Raw genomic sequence first — 19,265 nt, forward strand, 5'->3', positions numbered from 1 at the left:
TGACCAGGCGGTAGCCGGGCACGTATTTCTGCACCTCGTGAATCATGGCGTGGATCGATTCGGTGATCTTCTGCTGGTCCGGTTCGGTCTCGGTCAGGCAGTGCACCGTGTCGCGCATGATCAGCGGTGGCTCGGCCGGGTTGAGGATGATGATGGCCTTGCCCTGTTTCGCGCCGCCGACCTGCTCGACCGCACCGGCGGTAGTGCGGGTGAATTCGTCGATGTTCTTGCGCGTACCCGGGCCGGCCGATTTCGAGGACACGGTGGCGACAATCTCGCCGTAGGTCACCGGCTGCACCCGCGACACCGCGGCCACCATCGGAATCGTGGCCTGGCCGCCGCAGGTGACCATGTTGACGTTCATCTCGCCACGGCCGACGTGTTCCTTGAGGTTGACCGGCGGCACGCAGAACGGGCCGATCGCAGCCGGGGTGAGGTCGATCATCAGCACCCCGAGTTCGTTGAGCTTGCGGCTGTTCTCCGCATGCACATAGGCGCTGGTGGCATCGAAGGCAATCTGCACGCCGTCGGCCAGCACATGCGGCAGCAGGCCGTCGACGCCCTCGGCAGTGGTCTTGAGGCCCAGTTCGCGCGCACGCGCCAGGCCTTCGGAGCTGGCGTCGATGCCCACCATCCACACCGGTTCGAGCACCGGCGAGCGGCGCAGTTTGTACAGCAGGTCGGTACCGATGTTGCCCGGTCCGATCAGGGCGCATTTGATCTTGTTCATGAGCTCAGCTCTCCGGAGACATGCGCGCCGGATCCGTCCCGGAGCGGGACGGTCAGTACACGCGTAGATTCGGGTGCAGGATGCGCGGCAGCGCGGGAACGAGGGAGGACTGCGCCACCGCACACCTTCAAACGGGCGGAATCAAGAGAATGCGACCGCACAGCGGCCAAGCCCCTCGATCTCCAAGTCGAAACGATCACCCGGTCGGGCGGGCACCAGTGGCGCGAGCGATCCGGACAGGATCAGCTCACCAGCCCGAAACGGAATGCCAAAGCGGCCCAGCGTATTGGCCAGCCAGGCGACAGCCTCCGCCGGATGACCTTGAACTGCCGCCCCCAGTCCCTCCCCCGCCGGCTCGCCATTGCGTGTCATGCGCATGCGCACCGCAGCAAGGTCGAGCGCGACGGGATCGATGTGCTGCGTGCCGATCACGAAAACGCCACACGAGGCGTTATCGGCCACGGTATCCTGTATGCGGATCTTCCAGTCATGGATGCGCGAGTCGACGATCTCGAAGCAGGGTGCGACCCAGGCGGTTGCCGCCAGCACGTCATCCCGGGTGACACCCGGCCCCTGCAGGTCCGACTTCAGCATGAAGGCGATCTCGCCTTCGGCGCGTGGTTGGATCAGCCCTGCCCCGGCGATCGGGATGGTGGCCCCATCCGGGTACTGCATCGCGTCGGTGAGAAAGCCGAAGTCGGGCTGGTGGACATTCAGCATGTCCTGAACCGGTTTGCTGGTCACACCGATCTTCTTGCCGATGACCCGCTCTCCATCGCGCTCGCGTCGGGACAGCATGTGCAGGGAGATGTGGTAGGCATCGTCGACCGCGATCTCGGGGTGGCGCTCGGTCAAGGGTTGCAGGGTGCGGCGCTGGCGCAACGCTTCGTAAAGTTCGTCGCCCAGGCGACGGATCAGGGTTTCATCCATGGTCGGGTCCGTGTCGGTAAGCAGGCATCGATCCTGCGGTTCAGCCCGGCCAGACGCTGGACTCGGCGCCGCCATCGACTTCGATGATCTTGCCGGTGACCCAGCCAGAAGCCGGCGTGGCGAGATAGAGTGCGGCGGCCGCAATGTCCTCGACCTCACCCAGGCGCTTGAGTGGCGTGTTGCGCACCATGCCTTCGCGCATGTCGGCGGGTAGCGCGCGATCGAGCGCCGCGGTCAGGATCGGCCCCGGTGCAATCGCATTGACGCGGATGGCGGGTGCAAAATCCTGTGCCAGCAACCGGGTCAGCTGACTCAGCGCAGCCTTGGCGGTGCCGTAAGCGCTGAAGTGCGGTTGCGCATAGCGGGCAGCACCGGACGTGATGTTCACCACATTGCCGCCACCAGCAGCCCGCATATGTGGCACGCACAAACGGGTCAGCTCATAGGCGGAGCTCACATTGAAGCGGAACACCCCTTCAAACCTCTCCGTCGACATCTTCAGCGGATCGTTGGGCCCCGAACCTCCAGCGTTGTTCACCAGATGGGTGATGCGACCGAAGCGGCCGATCGCCGCTTCGACCAGACCGGCCAGTTGCGCAAAGTCGGTCACGTCGCACTGCACTGCCAGCGCTTGACGTCCGAGGGCACGCACCTCCTCCGCCACTGCTTCGACATCGGCCAGAGTGCGCGCGGCACAGACCACGTCGGCACCCGCTTCTGCATAGGCCAGCGCAATCGCACGACCGATGCCACGACCCCCTCCGGTCACGATGGCGACCTGCTGATCCAGACGAAAACGTTCAATGATGGGCATCAGTTATCCTCTATGGATGAATGTTCGACATACCGCGCCGCCTCAGCGCGGCGACCACAGATCGGGCATACCGGGATCGCTGCTGGCAATCAGGCGCTTGAGCAGCAGCTTGAGCGCCATCGCGTCACCCGCCCCGAGCTTGGCCGAAACGTCTTCTTCGACCGCCTTGGCAAGCGCAATCTGACGCAGCGAGGCTTCGCGGCCATCCGCTGTCATCACGTAACGTGCTTCGCCATCATCGGTTTCGAGCGCCACCAGCCGCTGCGCCTCGAGCACGTCCATCGATTCAGGGCTGGCAAGCATGCCGGTGTAGGCGATGAAGGCATTGAGCTCGTCCAGCGTCAGCCGGTCACGGATCGACAGCACCGACAGGATGAAGAACGAGCGCTCGTCCAGTGCCTGGGTGCTGAGCAGTTGCCGCAAGGCATGCAGCATCTGATAGTGCGCCCGGCCCAGCAGGTAGCCGAGCAAGTCCTCGGTGTAACTGCACTCGGGGGGCGGCGTGGCCCCCAGACGTAGCTCTTCCCTCGGCTTGCGCGCTGCAATCGCGTACTGACCGCTCTGAAATACCAGAGGTGGCAACTCGCTGCGATCGTAGGCCAGCACTTCCCCGACAAAGATGATGTGGTCGCCACCGTCGTAGCTGAACGCCGTGCGGCACTGGAAGCGTGCAGTGCATCCTTGCAACAGCGGCGCCTTGCTGATGCCGTCATCCAGCTCCAGACCCGCAAACTTGTCCTCGCCCTGACGCGCAAAGCGGCCCGACAGAGCCTCCTGGCCAGCCGACAACACGTGTACATTCCAGTGGCGGGCGCCGGAAAACACCGACAAGCTGCGGGCGTTCTTGGCCAGACTCCAGAGCACGAGCGGCGGATCGAGCGAAACCGAGTTGAAACTGTTGGCGGTGATCCCCACCGCCTCACCATCCTGGGCCCGGGTGGTGATGATGGTGACGCCAGTGGTGAAGGTACCGAGTGCGGCACGAAATGCCTGGGGATCGAACCCCTTGTGCGTCGTCATGTCTGGTCTCGTGGGGCAGGAAAACGGATGACGCCAAGTATGAAATCCGGCACTTTCCCGAACATCGTCCCAACGGACTAGCGCCCGCCTGCTACCGGCTCGTCCGATCGGACTACGCAGCTTGCAGGTTTGCAGGTTAAGTTCGCACCATGGCACATCGTGCCGCACACCGAACTCTCAAACCGGAGCAAATTCCCGTGACTCAAGAGATCACCACCACCGTGGCAGGCCTGTCAGACCTGCTCAGACAACAGCGGCAGGCTTTTGACACAGCGGGCGCGGTCAGCGCTGCGGACCGTCGTCGTCGCCTGCAGACCGCCATCGACCTGCTGGTGAAGTATCACAAGCCCCTGGTCCAGGCGATGGATGCCGATTTTGGCGGCCGCCCTCAGGGCTACTCGCTGATGAACGACGTCCTTGGCTCGCTGACATCGCTCAAATATGCCCGCGATCACTTCGAACCCTGGATGGCCAGCGAGCCACGCACCCCTTTCCCACCCTACGATCAGTTCGGCGCCCAAGCCTGGGTGATGTACCAGCCCAAGGGCAGCATCGGCATCATCGGTACCTGGAACGCCCCCCTATTCACCCTGTTCAGCCCACTTGCCAGCGCGCTGGCAGCCGGTAACCGGGCCATCCTCAAGCCATCTGAAGTGGTGCCGGAAACAGCCCGGGTGGTCGCCGAAGCCATCGCCGAGATGTTCGATCCGCTGGATGTCGGCGTGGTGACTGGCGGCCCGGACATGGGAGAAGCCTTTACCGCCCAGGCCTTCGACCACATCGTATTCACCGGCAGTACCCAGGTTGGCAAGACGGTGATGCGCAATGCCGCGCAAAACCTGGTACCCGTCACCCTGGAGTTGGGCGGCAAATCGCCGGCCATTGTCTCCCGCACCGCGGATCTCGCCACCGCAGCCTATCGCATCGGCGTGGCGAAGGCGGCCAATGCCGGACAATTGTGCGTGAATCCAGACGTCGTCTATGTTGCTCGCCCACAGCTGGAAGACTTCGTTGCCGCACTCAAGCGCACGACCGGTGAACTGTTCCCAGGCGGAGCGCCGAGCGCCGACATGGTGGCCGTGGTCAATGCCCGCCATCTTGAACGGGTGGAGACCTGCATCAGAGAAGCGGTCGCAGCCGGCGCACGGGTCGAATATGCCCCGTCGGCACCAGATTCAACCGACCGCCGCCGCCCATTGGGCATCGTCATCAATCCGCCTGCCACATCGCGGATCATGCAGGAAGAGATCTTCGGGCCCGCAGTCGTGATACGCAGCTACGACTCGATCGACGAGGTCATCGCCGACATCAACGCCCGCCCGCGCCCGCTTGCGCTGTACTACTTCGGCGAAGACGAGGCAGAGCAAAGCCATGTCCTGGAACGCACCCTGTCGGGCGGCGTGACAATCAACGAGGCAATGTTCCACGCAGCAATGGAAGACGCGCCTTTCGGTGGCGTCGGCGCCTCCGGCATGGGCCACTACCATGGCCGCGAGGGCTTCATCGAATTCAGCCATGTACGGACCGTGTTCAAGGCGCCGGCCTACGACCCGCGCCGCGAATGGGGCCTGCTGCCACCCTACTCCGATCAGTTCCTTGCAATGATGGAAGCGCAGGTCACACCCTGAGCGCGCCGCCGCAGGCTCGGACCTGCGGCCTTTCAAATGTGAACAATGGAAAAAATGCCGCAGTCACCCTAGGGTGCTGCGGCATTTGCGTTTCAACATCTATCAGCCAGCTCAGCCGGGAAAGCGCACCTTCACCCGGTCGGTCAGCGGCAGAGCCTGGCAGCTCAGGGTCCAGCGCTTGGCCAGATCCTTGGCGTCGAGAACTTCGTTGTGGCGAAGATGCACTTCACCTTCAACCACCTGACACATGCAGGATGCACACATGCCGGCCTGGCAGGAATACGGCGCCGCGATACCAGACCTGAGCGCCGCATCCAGCAGGGTTTCGCCGCCGGCTACATCCAGCATGTGGGTCTGACCGTCCAGTTCGAGTTCGACCGAGGCTCGCTCGACCCCACGCTCGGGGGGGGTCGCAGCAGCCTTGATCGCGTCGACGTCTTCCTCGTCCGGCAAGGAGACAAAACGCTCGACGTGCACCCGCTCGCTATCCATGTCGACCTGGGCAAGCGCCGCAACCATGGCCTCCATGAACGGGCCCGGCCCACAGATGAAGGCCTGCGCGCATGTCCATGACCTTGCCAGTTCGGCCAGCTGGGCGACCGACGGCACACCCTGGACCGAATCGAGCCAGTGGATGACCTGCAGACGGGCAGGGTGCGCCGAAGCCAATGCGTTCAATTCGTCGCGGAAGATCACCGAACGCTCATCGCGATTGGCATACAACAGGCGGATGCGCCCTTGCCCATGTGCGAGCACCGAGCGCAGGATGGAAAATACCGGTGTGATGCCGCTTCCCCCTGCGCAAAGCAGGAAGTCCCCCTGCAGCGAGGCCGGCGTAAACACCCCGGCCGGCGCCATCACCTCGACCATGTCGCCCGGGCGGACATGGTCGCAGACCCAGTTCGAACCGCGTCCGCCCGGAACCCGCTTGACCGTGACCCGCAGGGTTGCGTCGAGCGTCGGTGCGCTCGACATCGAGTAGCAGCGTGGCAGATGCCGGCCCAGCACCGGCAGACGCAGGGTCAGGAACTGACCGGGCCGATACCGGAAGGTGTCGGCCAGATCAGGCGGCACCTCGAACGCGACCGATCTGGCATCGTGCGTTTCCTCGGTGACGGCCCTCACCTTGAGGGCGTGATAGCGCTGGGCGGTCATCTCGCTTCGTTCTCCCTTGGCGAGTTGCCGGTCAGATGTAGGGGTCTGCGTTCGGCAGCCCCAGCATCACCGCGCCATGCGCACGCGCATAGGTATCGGTGTTGTTGGCGATATGCCCCCGGGCCTGGTGAATGTCACGGAACACGCGTTCGATCGGATTGCTCTTGTATGTCCCGGAGGCAGCGCAGGCGCGCATCAACTCGCTGACCGCAGCAGCACATTGCTTGGGCACCTGAGACGCCTGGGCACGCTGCATCAGACGCTCCTCCACCGGCATCTGCGTGCCAGTACGGGCACACTCGACAATGCGGGCGTAGTTGCGGAACAGCACCAGCTTGAGTTGATCGGAGGTCATCATCGCCTCGGATACCGCCTGCTGGGCGTTGACGTCCTCCGCCGTCTTCGCGCCGTGCTTGCCGACATGCGCAGCCGCACGCTCACGAAAATGCGCGATCGCGCCGTCCAGCGCGCCGATGCAGGCCGACGACACGGCGCGCTGAAAGACCTGGGTAAATGGAATCTTGTAGATCCAGCCCGGATTGGTCTCCCGTCCCGGACAACCCGCATCGCTGTGATCATTGGTGCGATGGGTACGATGTGCCGGCACAAAGCAACCATCTACGACGATGTCGTGGCTGCCGGTGGCCCTCAGACCCAATACATCCCAGTTATGCTCGACCCGAAAATCGGACTTCGGCAGCAGGAAAGTCGCGTGCTCCAGCGCACCGGAGCCGTCCTTCTTCGGCAACAAGCCGCCCAGGAAGATCCAGTCGCAGTGTTCGACACCGCTCGAAAATCCCCAACGCCCCGAAAAGCGGTAGCCGCCATCCACGGCCTTGGCCTTCCCGGTTGGCATGTAGGTGGACGCGATCAGTACCGAGGTGCCGCCCGACCACACATCCTGCTGCGCCTGCTCGGGAAACAGCGGAAGCTGCCAGTTATGCACACCGATCACACCGTAGATCCAGGCAGTGGACATGCACCCTTCGGCAAGCGCCATCTGCACCCGGTAGAACACCCTCGGGTCCAGTTCGTAACCGCCAAAACGACGCGGCTGCAACACGCGAAACAGACCCGCCTCGCTCATCTCGCGCACCGTCTCGTCCGGCACCTTGCCCGCGGCCTCGGCTGCACGGGCGCGCTCGGCCAGACGTGGCGCCATTGCCCTCGCCCGCTCCACCAGCTCGACCGCCTCTGGCGTCATGTAATCCTCGGCAAGAATGCCGAGCACCTGATCCTTTCCAACTGCACCCATCTTCGTGTCCTCCGGAATCGCCCACATGGAAAGTGGCCTGCGCCACCTCATCTGCCGGACGAAATCTCCCACACGCAACAAGGGCCATCATCGTCTGAACGGACTAAGGTAAATGGCTGAATGCAAAGGGCTCTTTTCCAGCAAAGACACACACTCCGGATTGATGCGACGCACCATCCGGCGGCAAACCAGCAAGGCAGGTCCGCTCGAAGAAACCGTAACCCTTTTGGACGATGCCGCGTTCCGACAGCACCCCGAATATTGGCCATAATTCGCCACTTCGCGTGACGAACACTCGAACAACAAACAGGAGACATTCATGCGAGCATCCGTGGGCTGGGCCATGGCATTGATCGTCGCGGCCGCCGGCGTGCACGCCTTCTCACCGCGCAGTGCAGTCACACTGCCGGAGGTGCGCATCCCAGTCGAACACATGCAGCTGACTAGCGTTCATCAGACCTCTGCCGGACTGGTCATCGCCGGGGAGCTGGGCCACATCCTCACTTCTGCCGACCAGGGCAGCAGCTGGACGCCCGCAAACATTCCGGGCAATCGTCAGGCCCTGCTCACCCGACTCGCCTTCTCCGGACCGGACGAGGGCCTTGCATTGGGTCATGAGGGCTGGATCCTGCGCTCCACGGACGGTGGCAAATCGTGGGCCGAAGCACACTTCGACGCGAGCAACGGCGAACCGCTGATGGACGCCGCAAAGCTGCCCTCGGGCGACTGGCTGGCCGTAGGCGCATTCGGTCGAGTCCTGCGCTCCGCCGACAATGGCACCTCCTGGGTCGAGGATGGCATTCCCGGGCTGATCGACTGGCACCTCAACACCATTGTCTCCTCGGCGGACGGCAACAAGTGGCTGATCGCCGGCGAGGCCGGCACGCTGCTGCGTTCGCTCGATGGCGGCTCAAGCTGGGAGGTGATCGTGCCTTTCTACAACGGCTCGCTCTACGGTGCACTCCATGTCGGCGGCAGCACCTGGATCAGCTACGGCATGCGCGGCCATGTGTTTCACAGCGAAGATGATGGCGCCACGTGGCAGGAAGCGAGCATCCCCGTACCGGTGTCAATCTATGGGCACGCGCAGACCCGCGACGGCACCCTGCTACTGGTCGGACAGGGCGGTCTCGTACTTGCGAGCACGGACCAGGGACAGAACTTCAAGGTGATCGACCGCTCGCCCGAAGGCGCACTGACCGGCATCACCCTGCTGACCGACGGCCGTGCGGTACTCACCAGCGATGGTGGTCTGGACATCCGTATGCTGCCTGCCACCCGGCCCGCACCAGGCTCCCACCTCAACCTCAGCAAGAACACCTCAGGAGAGTCCTGATGAGCGATACCCCTCAGCGCGGCCGTCTTGACGGACTGATCGACACCACCGCCCTGATGATCATCCGCTGGCGCAAGGCGCTCGGCCTGCTGTTCATCGCCCTCACCATGCTGCTGGCCTACTCGGCCATGAATCTGCGTCTGGATCCCGGCTTCAACAAGCTGATCCCGCACAAGCATGAGTACATGTCTGCATTCATGGAGTATTCAGGAACCTTCTCCGGCGCCAACCGCATCATGGTCAGCGTGCGCTGGAAGGGCGAGGGGGACATCTACAACGCGCAGTTCATGAAGACCTTGCGCGAGATCACCGACGAAGTCTTCTTCACCCCCGGGGTCAATCGTGCAAGCGTACGTTCGTTGTTCACCCCGAACGTACGCTATATCGAGGTGACCGAGGAGGGCTTCAACGGTGACGTGGTCATTCCTGCACGCTTCGAAGCCGATGCCGCCAGTCTGGAGCAGGTGCGCAACAACGTGTCCAAGTCCGGTGAAATCGGCCGTCTGGTCGCCAATGACCTGAAAGCGGCCCTGGTTCGCGCCGATCTGCTGGAGTTCAACCCGGAAACCGGTGAGCGCCTCGACTACGCCGACGTCGCGAACAAGCTCGAAGCCATCCGCGCGCGGTTCGAAGGACAGAACCCGGACATCGAACTCAACATCGTCGGCTTTGCCAAGGTCATTGGTGATGTCATGGATGGGCTGTTCACCGTGCTGGTGTTCTTTGCCATCGCCTTCCTGATCACCGCCGCCCTGCTGGGCGCCTACTCGCGTTCGCTCAAGCTCGTCGTCACCGTGCTGGTGATCGCGCTGATGCCCGTGGTGTGGCTCCTCGGCCTGCTACCGCCACTGGGCTACGGCATCGATCCGATGTCGGTGCTGGTCCCCTTCCTGATCTTCTCGATCGCGGTATCACACGCGATCCAGATGACCAACGGCTGGGAACAGGAGTTGCTCAAGGGCCGCAGCGCTACCGAAGCGGCCGAGCAGTCCTTCCGCAATCTGGTGATCCCGGGTTCGATGGCACTGGTCACGACCGCACTCGGCTTCATGGTGATGATGCTCATCGACATCCCCATCCTTCACGAGCTCGGCGTCACCGCCTGCCTGGGTGTGGTACTGATGCTGCTGACCAACCTGGTGTTCCTGCCCATCGTGCTGTCTCACCTGAAGCTCGAGCGCTTCGCCCTGGCCCATCCCATCGACGACATCCATCGGGGACACACGCACCACCGCTTCTGGTGGACGCTGTCGGCACTGGCCAAACCAGGTCCGGCACTTGTCAGCTTTGCCGTGATGCTGGCGTTGCTGGTTGGTGGCACCCATCTGGCGCGTCAGGTCCAGACCGGTGACATCGGCGCAGGTGTACCGGAGCTGCACGACGATTCGCGCTACAACCTCGACAATGCACGCATCCTTGAAAGCTACTCGATCGGGATGGATGTGCTGTCGGTGTTCGTCGAAACCACCGGGTTCGAAGAGGCCTGCCTGAACTGGGAGGTGATGAATGCCGTCGAGCGCTTCGACCTGCGCATGCGCGGCGTCGAAGGCGTGCAATCGGTCGAAACCATCGCCCGGCGTGCCAAGCTGTACGCGGCAGGCAACAACGAGGCCAATCCACGATGGGCCGCATTGCAACGCTCGGAAGCCGCGCTCCGAACCGGCGCCCGCGCCGCCAATCCCGAACTGGGGCTCAACAACGCCGGCTGCCAGACCATCCATCTGATCGTCTACCTGACCGACCACGAAGCAAGCACACTGCGCACCGTCACCGACGAGGTCCGCCGCTTCATCGCCCAGGACAGTACCCCCAATGTCAGTTTCAGGCTTGCCGGTGGCAACGCCGGCGTCGCCGTGGCCACCAATGAGGCAGTGGATCGTGCGCAGGTCCAGATGCTAGTGTCGATCTACGGCGCAATCATCCTGATCTGCCTGCTCACCTTCCGTTCGGTGCGCGCGGTGATCTGCATCATCGTTCCGCTGCTGCTGGTCAGCATCCTGTGCAACGCCCTGATGGCGACCATCGACATCGGGCTCAAGGTTGCCACCTTGCCGGTGATCACGCTGGGGGTGGGCGCCGGGGTCGACTACGGCATCTATATCTACGAACGTCTGAAGTATGAACTCGACCACGGCGCCCCGACCCTGCGTGACGCCTTCTACGAAGCCATGCGTCAGCGCGGCACCGCAGCCATTTTCGTGGCCCTGACAATGTCGGTGGGCGTCGGCACCTGGATGTTCTCGGCGCTGAAGTTCCAGGCCGACATGGGGGTGCTGCTGGCCTTCATGTTCCTGGTGAATGCGCTCGGCGCCATGTTCCTGCTGCCGGCACTGGCCTGCTGGCTGGGGATCGGCCGGGGCGACACCCGTCCGGCAACGGTCGGCCAGCAGGCACAGCCCGCCTGACCGGAACCGGCATGACTCACGGGGCGCCGCACCGAGCGGCGCCCTTTTTGTTGCGCGTCAGTCCTCGCTGCGCGGCCTGAAGTCGGTCATTGCCCGCGAGATGCGCACCAGCATCGGCACCAGTGCCGGAGAATCGAGCAGCTCCGGACGTTCCTCGACCAAAGTCGCAAGCATCATGCGCATGCCACGTACCAGCAAGAAGGACGCCAGCTCGGTGTCGGCCTCTCCGACCTCCTCGGCATGCGATCGAAGCAGCTGCGCCATGTTCGCCACCAGCTGATCCGAGCTCACCGGCCCTCGCCCGAGCCCCTGAGCACGCCCGAACTGCATATGCCGGGCGTAGCGCCGGTAAAAATCCTTGCCCAAGCCCAACAGGTGCATCTCGGTTCGCACCGTGCGCTGGAACAATGCCTGCAGCAACTCGTCCAGCGATTGACGGTTGAGCCGGAACAACTCGGGGGAGGCCTCGATTGACTCCTGGTCCATGATTCTGTTGCTGATCTGCATCAGGATCGCTTCCTTGTTCGGAAAGTACTGATACAGCGCCCCGACCGATACCCCCGCTCGCGCCGCGATCCGTCGCGTCGTGACCGCATCCACGCCCTGTGTCTTCAGAATCTCGGTGGCCGCGTCAATGATCGCATCGATCGTGAAACTGGCCCGCGCCTGTACCGGCACATTGCGCAACCCGCTGAGCCGCCGCTCGACCTTCTTTTGTTCGGTTTTTTGCATCGCACAAAATAGCTTTTCAATCAGTACATTATGCGACACAAAACCCCGCTGTTCGAGTTATTGCTCAGATTTACGGTTGCGACCGGCAGCTGCCCTAGCATGAGGCCTGAAATCTCGTCCGGCGCACTGTCGCCACATTGGCCTCAGCGACGCCAACCGGAGCCACACGACCGCCGGACACGATTCCCGATCCATGCATTCAGCCAAAGGGATAGTCATGACCGACGTCTTCATTTACGACCATGTGCGCACACCGCGCGGCAAAGGCAAGGCCGATGGCGCACTCGCCGAGATCACTCCGGTGCAACTGGCCGCGCAGATGCTGCAAGCCATACGCGACCGCAACACGCTGGACAGCGCATTGATCGAGGACGTATTGCTCGGCTGCGTGGTGCCGGTTGGCGAACAAGGTGGCAACATCGCCCGGGTCGCTGCGCTGGTCGCCGGGTTTGACCATGTGGTTCCGGGCATGCAGGTCAATCGCTATTGCGGCTCTGGCCTGGAGGCCGTCAACTTTGCCGCTGCCAAGGTGGGCTCCGGTCAGGTGGATATGGCGATCGGCGGCGGCGTGGAGAGCATGTCGCGTGTGCCGATGGGCAGTGATGGCGGCGCGATGGCGCTCGATCCGCAGGTCGCCTTCGCGATGCATTTCACCATGCAGGGCGTCAGCGCCGACCTGCTTGCCAGCCTGCACGGATTCTCACGCGACCAGTGTGACGCCTATGCCGTTGAAAGCCAGCACCGCGCCATACGGGCATGGACAAACGGCTGGTTCGACCGCTCGGTGGTACCGGTCAGGGATGTGCTCGGCCTGACCGTCCTGACACGCGACGAAGCGATCCGCCCGGACACCACAATGGAATCGCTCGCAGCGCTGAAGCCGGCCTTCCAGGAGATGGGCACCCAGTACGGTTTTGATGGTGTCGCGCTGCTCAAGTATCCGCAGCTCGAAGCCATCAATCACATGCACCACGCCGGCAACAGCTCGGGCATCGTCGATGGCGCCGCCGCCGTGCTTGTGGGCAATGCCGACGCAGGCAAGCGCGCCGGCCTCAAGCCACGCGCGCGCATCCGCTCGGTCGCCACCGTCGGCTCGGAGCCCACGCTGATGCTCGACGCCCCGAGCTACGCCGCGCAGAAGGCACTGAAGAAGGCAGGCATGACCGCCGCCGACATCGGCCTGTGGGAGCTCAACGAAGCCTTCTCCTCGGTCGTGCTGTGCCTGATGGAGCGGCTCAACGTGCCGCACGACCGCATCAACGTCAATGGCGGCGCCATTGCCATGGGCCATCCGCTGGGCGCCACCGGCGCCATGATCCTCGGCACCCTGCTCGACGAGATGGAGCGCCGCCAGGTCGGCACCGGCCTGGTCACGCTGTGCGAAGCCGCCGGCATGGGCACCGCCACCATCATCGAGCTCGTCTGAGCGCCACCGGACCACATCAAGGAATCGACAGTCATGACTGAAGTCATCCACATCTCGGTGGACGCCGACGGCATCGCCACCCTGCTCTTCGACCGTACCGACAGCAACATGAACACCATGGACATGAAGTTCATGGACGAGATCGCCGCCGCGATCGAGCGCCTCGCCACCGACGACAGCATCAAGGGCGCCATCTTCACCTCGGGCAAACCCGTGTTCGCCGCCGGTGCCGACCTCAAGGAAATGGAAGCCAGCCTGGACAAGGTGGACGACACCCCAGTGGCCGAGCGCCTGAGGATGAACGCCTCGCTGTCGAAGCTGCTGCGCCGCATGGAAACCTGCGGCAAGCCGGTGGCCTGCGCCATCAACGGCACGGCGCTGGGCGGCGGCACCGAAATCGCGCTCGCCTGCCACTACCGCGTGGTGTCGGACGCCAGGGGTATCCAGCTCGGCCTGCCCGAAGTGCAGGTCGGCCTGCTGCCCGGAGGCGGCGGCACCCAGCGCGTTTCGCGCCTGGTCGGCATCCAGGCGGCGATGCCGGTGGTGATGGAAGGCCAGGCGCTGTCGGCCGAAAAGGCGCTGAAGATGGGGCTGGTGCACAAGGTCGTACCCGCCGACCAGCTGCTCGCCGAGGCGAAGCGCTGGCTCGTCGAGGAAGGCGACCCGGTGCAGCCCTGGGACAAGAAGGGCTTCAGGATCCCTGGTGGCGCCGGCCCGTCCTCACCCGCCGTGGCGCAGATGCTGGTGGTGAGCAACGCCATGCTGCAGGCCAGGACCTTCCACAACCTGCCCGCCCCCAAGGCCATCCTGTCCTGCCTGTACGAAGGCCCGCAACTGCCGATGGACAAGGCGCTGGACGTCGAGGCCAAGTACTTCACCCTGCTCCAGCTCGACCCGGTGTCACGCAACATGATCCGCACGCTCTTCATCAACAAGGGCAAGGCGGACAAGCTGATGCACCGCCCCGAAGGCGTGCCGAAGACGACCTTCCGCAAGATCGGCGTGGTCGGCGCCGGCCTGATGGGCGCGGGCATCGCCTACCACTGCGCCAAGCTCGGCATCGAGACGGTGCTGATCGACCGCGACCAGGCCGCTGCCGACAAGGGCAAGGCCTACTCCGCCAAGCGCCTGGAGAAGGACATCGCCAAGGGCCGCATGACGCAGGACAAGGCCGACGCCATCCTCGCCCGCATTCACCCCACCACCGACTACGCCGGCCTGGCCGACGTCGAGCTCGTGGTGGAGGCGGTGTTCGAGGACCGCGGCATCAAGGCCGAGATCACGCGCAAGCTCGACGCCGTGCTGCCGGCACATGCGGTGATCTCCTCCAACACCTCGGCGCTGCCTATCAGCGAGCTGGCCGAGGCCGGCGCCCACCCGGAGAACTTCATCGGCATGCACTTCTTCTCGCCGGTCGAGCGCATGCCGCTGGTCGAGATCATCCGCGGCCGCAAGACCTCCCCCGAGACCCTGGCGCGCGCGCTCGACCTCGTGCAGGCGATGAAGAAGACGCCGATCGTGGTCAACGACGGCCCGGGCTTCTTCACCAGCCGCTTCATCGGCGCCTACATCAACGAGAGCCTGGCGATGGTCACCGAAGGCGTGAATCCGGCGCTGATAGAGAACGCAGCGAAGATGGCCGGCATCCCGGTCGGCCCGCTCACCGTCTCCGACGAAATCGGCCTGGACACCGCCTGGCACGCCAGCCAGCAGCGCAAGAAGGACGAGGGCGACGCCTTCAAGCCGACGCCCACCTTCCGCCTGGTCGAGAAACTGGTCGGAGAACTCGGCCGCCACGGGCGCAAGAACGGCAAGGGCTTCTTCGAATACGCCGCGGACGGCAGCAAGAAGCTGTGGCCCGGTCTCGCCGAACTGTTCCCGCCGCTCGCCGAGCAGCCCACCGTGGACGAGGTCAAAGCCCGCATGCTGTATGCACAGCTTGTCGACGCCGCCAAGGCGATGGCCGAGGGCGTGCTGATCGACCCGGCCGACGGCGACGTCGGCTCCATCCTCGGCGTCGGCTTCCCCGCCTACCTCGGCGGCCCGTTCTCGATGATGGACACGATCGGCATCGACAAGGTCGTCGCCGAATGCGACCGCCTCGCCGCACACTACGGCGCGCAGTACGCGGCACCGCAGCTGCTGCGCGACATGGCGGCCGAGGGCAGGACCTTCTACGGCGCCCGGCGCATCACACCGCCCGCAGCCGTGCGCTGACCCGCCCGCCTCACCGCCACGAACCCCGCCGCCACCTCCTCCGGAGCTGGCGGCGCAGTCCCAAGGAGTCTCTGCGTGAATTTCGATTTTTCCGATGACCAGCGCCTGCTGCAGGACGCAGTGCGCACCATGCTGGCCGAGACCAGCACCTCGCAAGCGGTACGCGAGGTGCTGGAGGGCCGGGCCAGCCATGCCGAAGCGGTATGGCATAACCTGATCGAGATGGGCGCGGCCGCCACCGCAATCCCCGAGCAATACGGCGGCGCCGGGCTCGGCTACCTGGCGCTGTGCCTGGTCGCCGAGGAAGCCGGCCGCCACCTCGCCGCCGTCCCCCTGGCTTCGAGCTTCTACCTCGCCGCCGAAGCGATCCAGCGCGCCGGCAGCGAGGCGCAAAAGCAGCACTGGCTGCCAAAGATTGCCAGCGGCGAAGTGGTCGCCACCGCCGCACTGGGCAGCCGCGAACGCTACCGCCCCGCCGCCCCGCTCGCCTTCGACGGACAAACGCTCACTGGCACCAGCCCGGCGCTGGTCGACGGCGGTATCGCCGGGCTGGCGGTGCTGCGCATCGGCGATGACCTGGTGCTGGTCGAGCTCTCGGGAACCGGCGTCAGCCGCAACCCGCTTCCCTCGCTCGACCCCACCCGCCCGCTCGCCGAGCTCCGTTTCGATCGCACCCCGGCCGAGCGCCTGGCGGGCGCCAATGGCGCAGCCGTCGCCAGCCGCGTGCTCGACGGCGCTGCGGTGCTGCTCGCCTTCGAGCAGGTCGGCGGCGCCACCTGCATCCTCGAGGCGACACGCGACTACTCGCTCGAGCGCAAGGCCTTCGGCCGCCAGATCGGCAGCTTCCAGGCCATGAAGCACAAGATGGCCGAGATCTACACTGCCATCGAGCTGGCCCGGGTGCACGCCTACTACGGCGCCTGGGCGCTGTCATCGGACGCCCCCGAACTGCCCAGGGCGGCCGCCGCCGCGCGCGTGGCCGCCACCCGCGCCTACACCGTCGCCGCCGAGGAAGGCATCGAGCTGCACGGCGGCATCGGCTTCACCTGGGAGATGGACTGCCACCTCCACTATCGCCGCGCCCGTCATCTCGGTCAGATCATCGGCAGCGAACACGCCTGGCGCGCACGCCTGGCCGACGAACTCATCAAGGAGGCCGCGTAAGCGGAACACGCCCACATGGACTTCAGAGACACCCCCGAAGAAGCCGCCTTCCGCGCCGAAGTGCGCGCCTGGCTGGAAGCCAACGGCCAGAAGCGAACCCGCCCCGACGAGGTCTTCGGCGAAGGCCTGGACGATGCGGCCAAGCTCGCCGCCGCCAAGGCCTGGCAGGCGAAGAAGGCCGCCGCCGGCTATGCCGCGATCACCTGGCCGAAGGCGGCCGGCGGCCGCGGCGGCACGGCCATGCAGCAGGTGATCTACCAGCAGGAAGAAGCGGCCTACCTGGTGCCGGGCATGATCTTCGAGGTCAGCATCGGCATGGGCCTGCCCACGGTGATGACCTGGGCCGCGCCCGAGCTCAAGGCCCGCTTCCTGCGCCCCGGCCTCGCCGGCGAGGAGATCTGGTGCCAGCTCTTCTCCGAGCCCGGCGCCGGCTCCGACACCGGCGGCGTGCGCACGCGCGCAGTGCGCGACGGTGACGACTGGATCATCAACGGCCAGAAGGTGTGGACCTCGGGCGCGCACTTCTGCGACTACGGCATCCTGCTCACCCGCAGCGACTGGGACAAGCCCAAGCAGGAGGGCCTGACCATGTTCATCGTCGACATGAAGGCCCCCGGCGTCGAAGTGCGCCCCATCCACCAGATGTCGGGCGACGCGGAGTTCAACGAGGTCTTCTTCACCGACGTACGCATCCCCGACAGCTACCGCCTCGGCCCCGAATGCGGCGGCTGGAAGGTGATGCTGAGCACGCTGATGCAGGAGCGCCTGTCGGTCGGTGGCAACCTGCCTACCGACCTCCACGCCCACCTCGTCGCGCTGGCACAGCAGTGCGCATGGGACGAGCGCCCGGCGATCGAGGACGACCGCGTGCGCGCCCGCATTGCCGACGCCTACCTGCAGCAGAAAGGCGTGGAGCTGGTCATCGCCCGCGGCCTCACCGCGATCTCGAAGGGCAAGGCGCCCGGCCCTGAAATGGCCATCACCAAGCTGATCGCCGCCAAGGCGATGCAGGACATCGCCGCCTTCGCGATCGAGCTCGCCGGCCCCGAGGGCCTGCTCGGCTTCGAGGCCCTCGGCGGGGATTGGCGCTACATGCAGCGCCTGTGGCTGGGGGCGCCCGGTGCGCGCATCGCCGGCGGCACCGACGAGATCCTGAAGAACGTGATCGCGGAACGCGTGCTCGGCCTGCCCGGCGAGATCCGCAGCGACCGCAAGGTCCCGTTCCGCGACCTGGAAAGCGCCTGAAGCGCCGCACGGAGGAGACAGTACGATGGCAAGCAAACCCCTCAGCGGCGTGAAGGTGCTCGACTTCACCCAGCTCCTGCCCGGGCCGATGTGCACCCTGCACCTGGCCGACATGGGCGCCGACGTGATCAAGATCGAGCCGCCCGGCGGCGAAGCCGGGCGTGGCCCGGCCGGCACGCCGATCTCGCACTTCTTCCTGGCGGTGAACCGCAACAAGCGCTCGCTGGCGATCAACCTGCGCGCCGACGGCGCGCGCGAGATCATCCATTCGTTGGCCAAGGACGCCGACGTCGTGGTGGAGGGCTTCCGCCCCGGCGTGATGAGCCGGCTCGGCATCGGCTATGACGATCTCAAGGCGATCAACCCGAAGCTGGTGTACTGCGCGATCAGCGGCTACGGCCAGGACGGCCCGCTCGCCGAGCTCGGCGGCCACGACATCAACTACCAGAGCTACGCCGGCATCCTGGAACAGAGCGCCGCACCGGGCGGCAAGCCGCATCCGGGCAACTTCCCGATCGCCGACCTTGCCGGCGGCGCGCTGTCGGCGGCGATGGCAGTCCTCGCCGCCCTCTTCGACGCCCAGCGCAGCGGCCAGGGCCGCTTCATCGACGTGTCGATGACCGACTGCGCGATGGCGCTCAACGTCCAGCCGCTGGCCAGCCTGCACACCTGGAAGCAGCCGGTTCCCGCCGGCCACGACACCTTGTCCGGCGGCCTGCCCTGCTACGGCACCTACGAAACCGCCGATGGCCGCCATCTGGCGGTCGGCGCGCTCGAACCGAAATTCTGGCAGGCCTTCTGCGCCGCTGCCGGTTGCCCGGAGCTGAGCAAGAGCGGCTGGGCGGCAGGCAAATCCGGCGCAGCGGTGAAAACCCAGGTCGCACAGATCATCAAGGCGCGCACCCTGGCGGAATGGACCGCAGCGCTGGCCGGCGTGGACGCCTGCGTGAGCCCGGTGCTGCGCATCGACGAGGTGCTCGCCCACCCCCTCACCGCCGCGCGCGCCATGACGGTGGACACGCCGCTGCCCGACGGCGGCAGCGCACCCTACTTCGCCTTCCCGGTGAAGATGAGCGACTACGCCTTCTCGCTCGACCGCCCGCCGCCCGCGGTCGGCGAACACAGCGAGACGGTGCTGCGCGAACTCGGTCACGGCGAGGACGCCATCGCGGCGCTCAGGGCCGCCGGCGCGATCTGAACCCGCCGCC

The 19,265-nt window shown here is 65.3% G+C and carries 15 protein-coding genes; 8 read left to right on the top strand and 7 right to left on the bottom strand.

Annotated elements, in window-relative coordinates; all coding sequences use genetic code 11:
* The 4 genes from DNK49_RS00005 to DNK49_RS00020 all read right to left on the bottom strand — a co-directional run.
* The coding region (locus tag DNK49_RS00005) for an acetaldehyde dehydrogenase (acetylating) (RefSeq protein WP_110522277.1) at window positions 1–730 on the bottom strand (730 nt) is incomplete at its 3' end.
* Between the two features lie 141 nt (window positions 731–871).
* Window positions 872–1,660 (bottom strand): fumarylacetoacetate hydrolase family protein, encoded by a 789-nt coding sequence (locus DNK49_RS00010; protein ID WP_110522278.1) that lies wholly within the window; start codon window positions 1,658–1,660, stop codon window positions 872–874.
* Window positions 1,661–1,700: 40 nt separating this feature from the next.
* Window positions 1,701–2,474, bottom strand: coding sequence for a glucose 1-dehydrogenase (locus DNK49_RS00015; RefSeq protein ID WP_110522279.1), 774 nt, complete (start codon window positions 2,472–2,474; stop codon window positions 1,701–1,703).
* A gap of 42 nt (window positions 2,475–2,516) precedes the next feature.
* Complete coding sequence (locus tag DNK49_RS00020; protein WP_110522280.1) at window positions 2,517–3,494, bottom strand: flavin reductase family protein; 978 nt, start codon at window positions 3,492–3,494, stop codon at window positions 2,517–2,519.
* Between the two features lie 197 nt (window positions 3,495–3,691).
* On the opposite strand from DNK49_RS00020, the gene DNK49_RS00025 reads away from it, so the two are divergent.
* Entirely contained in the window at window positions 3,692–5,122 is a 1,431-nt protein-coding gene (locus DNK49_RS00025) for a coniferyl aldehyde dehydrogenase (protein WP_243632176.1), read from the top strand.
* 111 nt (window positions 5,123–5,233) lie between these two features.
* Here DNK49_RS00025 and DNK49_RS00030 read toward each other — a convergent pair whose 3' ends face one another.
* Both DNK49_RS00030 and DNK49_RS00035 read right to left on the bottom strand, forming a co-directional pair.
* On the bottom strand, window positions 5,234–6,277 hold the full coding sequence (locus DNK49_RS00030; RefSeq protein ID WP_110522282.1) for a ferredoxin--NADP reductase: 1,044 nt from the start codon (window positions 6,275–6,277) through the stop codon (window positions 5,234–5,236).
* 31 nt (window positions 6,278–6,308) lie between these two features.
* On the bottom strand, window positions 6,309–7,532 hold the full coding sequence (locus tag DNK49_RS00035; protein WP_110522926.1) for an acyl-CoA dehydrogenase family protein: 1,224 nt from the start codon (window positions 7,530–7,532) through the stop codon (window positions 6,309–6,311).
* A gap of 319 nt (window positions 7,533–7,851) precedes the next feature.
* Between DNK49_RS00035 and DNK49_RS00040 the strand changes: the two genes are divergently transcribed.
* Window positions 7,852–8,868, top strand: coding sequence for a WD40/YVTN/BNR-like repeat-containing protein (locus DNK49_RS00040; RefSeq protein WP_110522283.1), 1,017 nt, complete (start codon window positions 7,852–7,854; stop codon window positions 8,866–8,868).
* Window positions 8,868–11,273, top strand: a complete 2,406-nt coding sequence (locus DNK49_RS00045) for an efflux RND transporter permease subunit (protein ID WP_110522284.1) — start codon at window positions 8,868–8,870, stop codon at window positions 11,271–11,273. Before DNK49_RS00040 ends, DNK49_RS00045 begins: the two co-directional genes overlap by 1 nt.
* Window positions 11,274–11,330: 57 nt before the next feature.
* On the opposite strand, the gene DNK49_RS00050 is transcribed toward DNK49_RS00045, so the two are convergent.
* Window positions 11,331–12,005 (bottom strand): TetR/AcrR family transcriptional regulator, encoded by a 675-nt coding sequence (locus DNK49_RS00050; protein ID WP_110522285.1) that lies wholly within the window; start codon window positions 12,003–12,005, stop codon window positions 11,331–11,333.
* Between the two features lie 217 nt (window positions 12,006–12,222).
* Here DNK49_RS00050 and DNK49_RS00055 point away from each other — a divergent pair, with 217 nt between their 5' ends.
* The 5 genes from DNK49_RS00055 (at window position 12,223) to DNK49_RS00075 (ending at window position 19,255) form a co-directional block, all read left to right on the top strand.
* A complete protein-coding gene (locus DNK49_RS00055; protein ID WP_110522286.1) occupies window positions 12,223–13,431 on the top strand; it encodes an acetyl-CoA C-acetyltransferase in 1,209 nt (402 codons plus the stop codon).
* A 33-nt stretch (window positions 13,432–13,464) separates the two neighbouring features.
* A complete protein-coding gene (locus tag DNK49_RS00060) occupies window positions 13,465–15,648 on the top strand; it encodes a 3-hydroxyacyl-CoA dehydrogenase NAD-binding domain-containing protein (RefSeq protein ID WP_110522287.1) in 2,184 nt (727 codons plus the stop codon).
* A gap of 75 nt (window positions 15,649–15,723) precedes the next feature.
* Complete coding sequence (locus DNK49_RS00065; protein ID WP_110522288.1) at window positions 15,724–16,812, top strand: acyl-CoA dehydrogenase family protein; 1,089 nt, start codon at window positions 15,724–15,726, stop codon at window positions 16,810–16,812.
* A gap of 15 nt (window positions 16,813–16,827) precedes the next feature.
* Window positions 16,828–18,057: an acyl-CoA dehydrogenase family protein gene (locus DNK49_RS00070; protein ID WP_110522289.1), complete on the top strand. Its 1,230-nt coding sequence runs from the start codon at window positions 16,828–16,830 to the stop codon at window positions 18,055–18,057.
* Between the two features lie 25 nt (window positions 18,058–18,082).
* On the top strand, window positions 18,083–19,255 hold the full coding sequence (locus tag DNK49_RS00075) for a CaiB/BaiF CoA transferase family protein (protein ID WP_110522290.1): 1,173 nt from the start codon (window positions 18,083–18,085) through the stop codon (window positions 19,253–19,255).
* The last annotated feature ends 10 nt before the right edge of the window (window positions 19,256–19,265 follow it).

It is taken from the genome of Parazoarcus communis SWub3 = DSM 12120 (assembly GCF_003226565.1).
Lineage (GTDB): Bacteria > Pseudomonadota > Gammaproteobacteria > Burkholderiales > Rhodocyclaceae > Parazoarcus > Parazoarcus communis.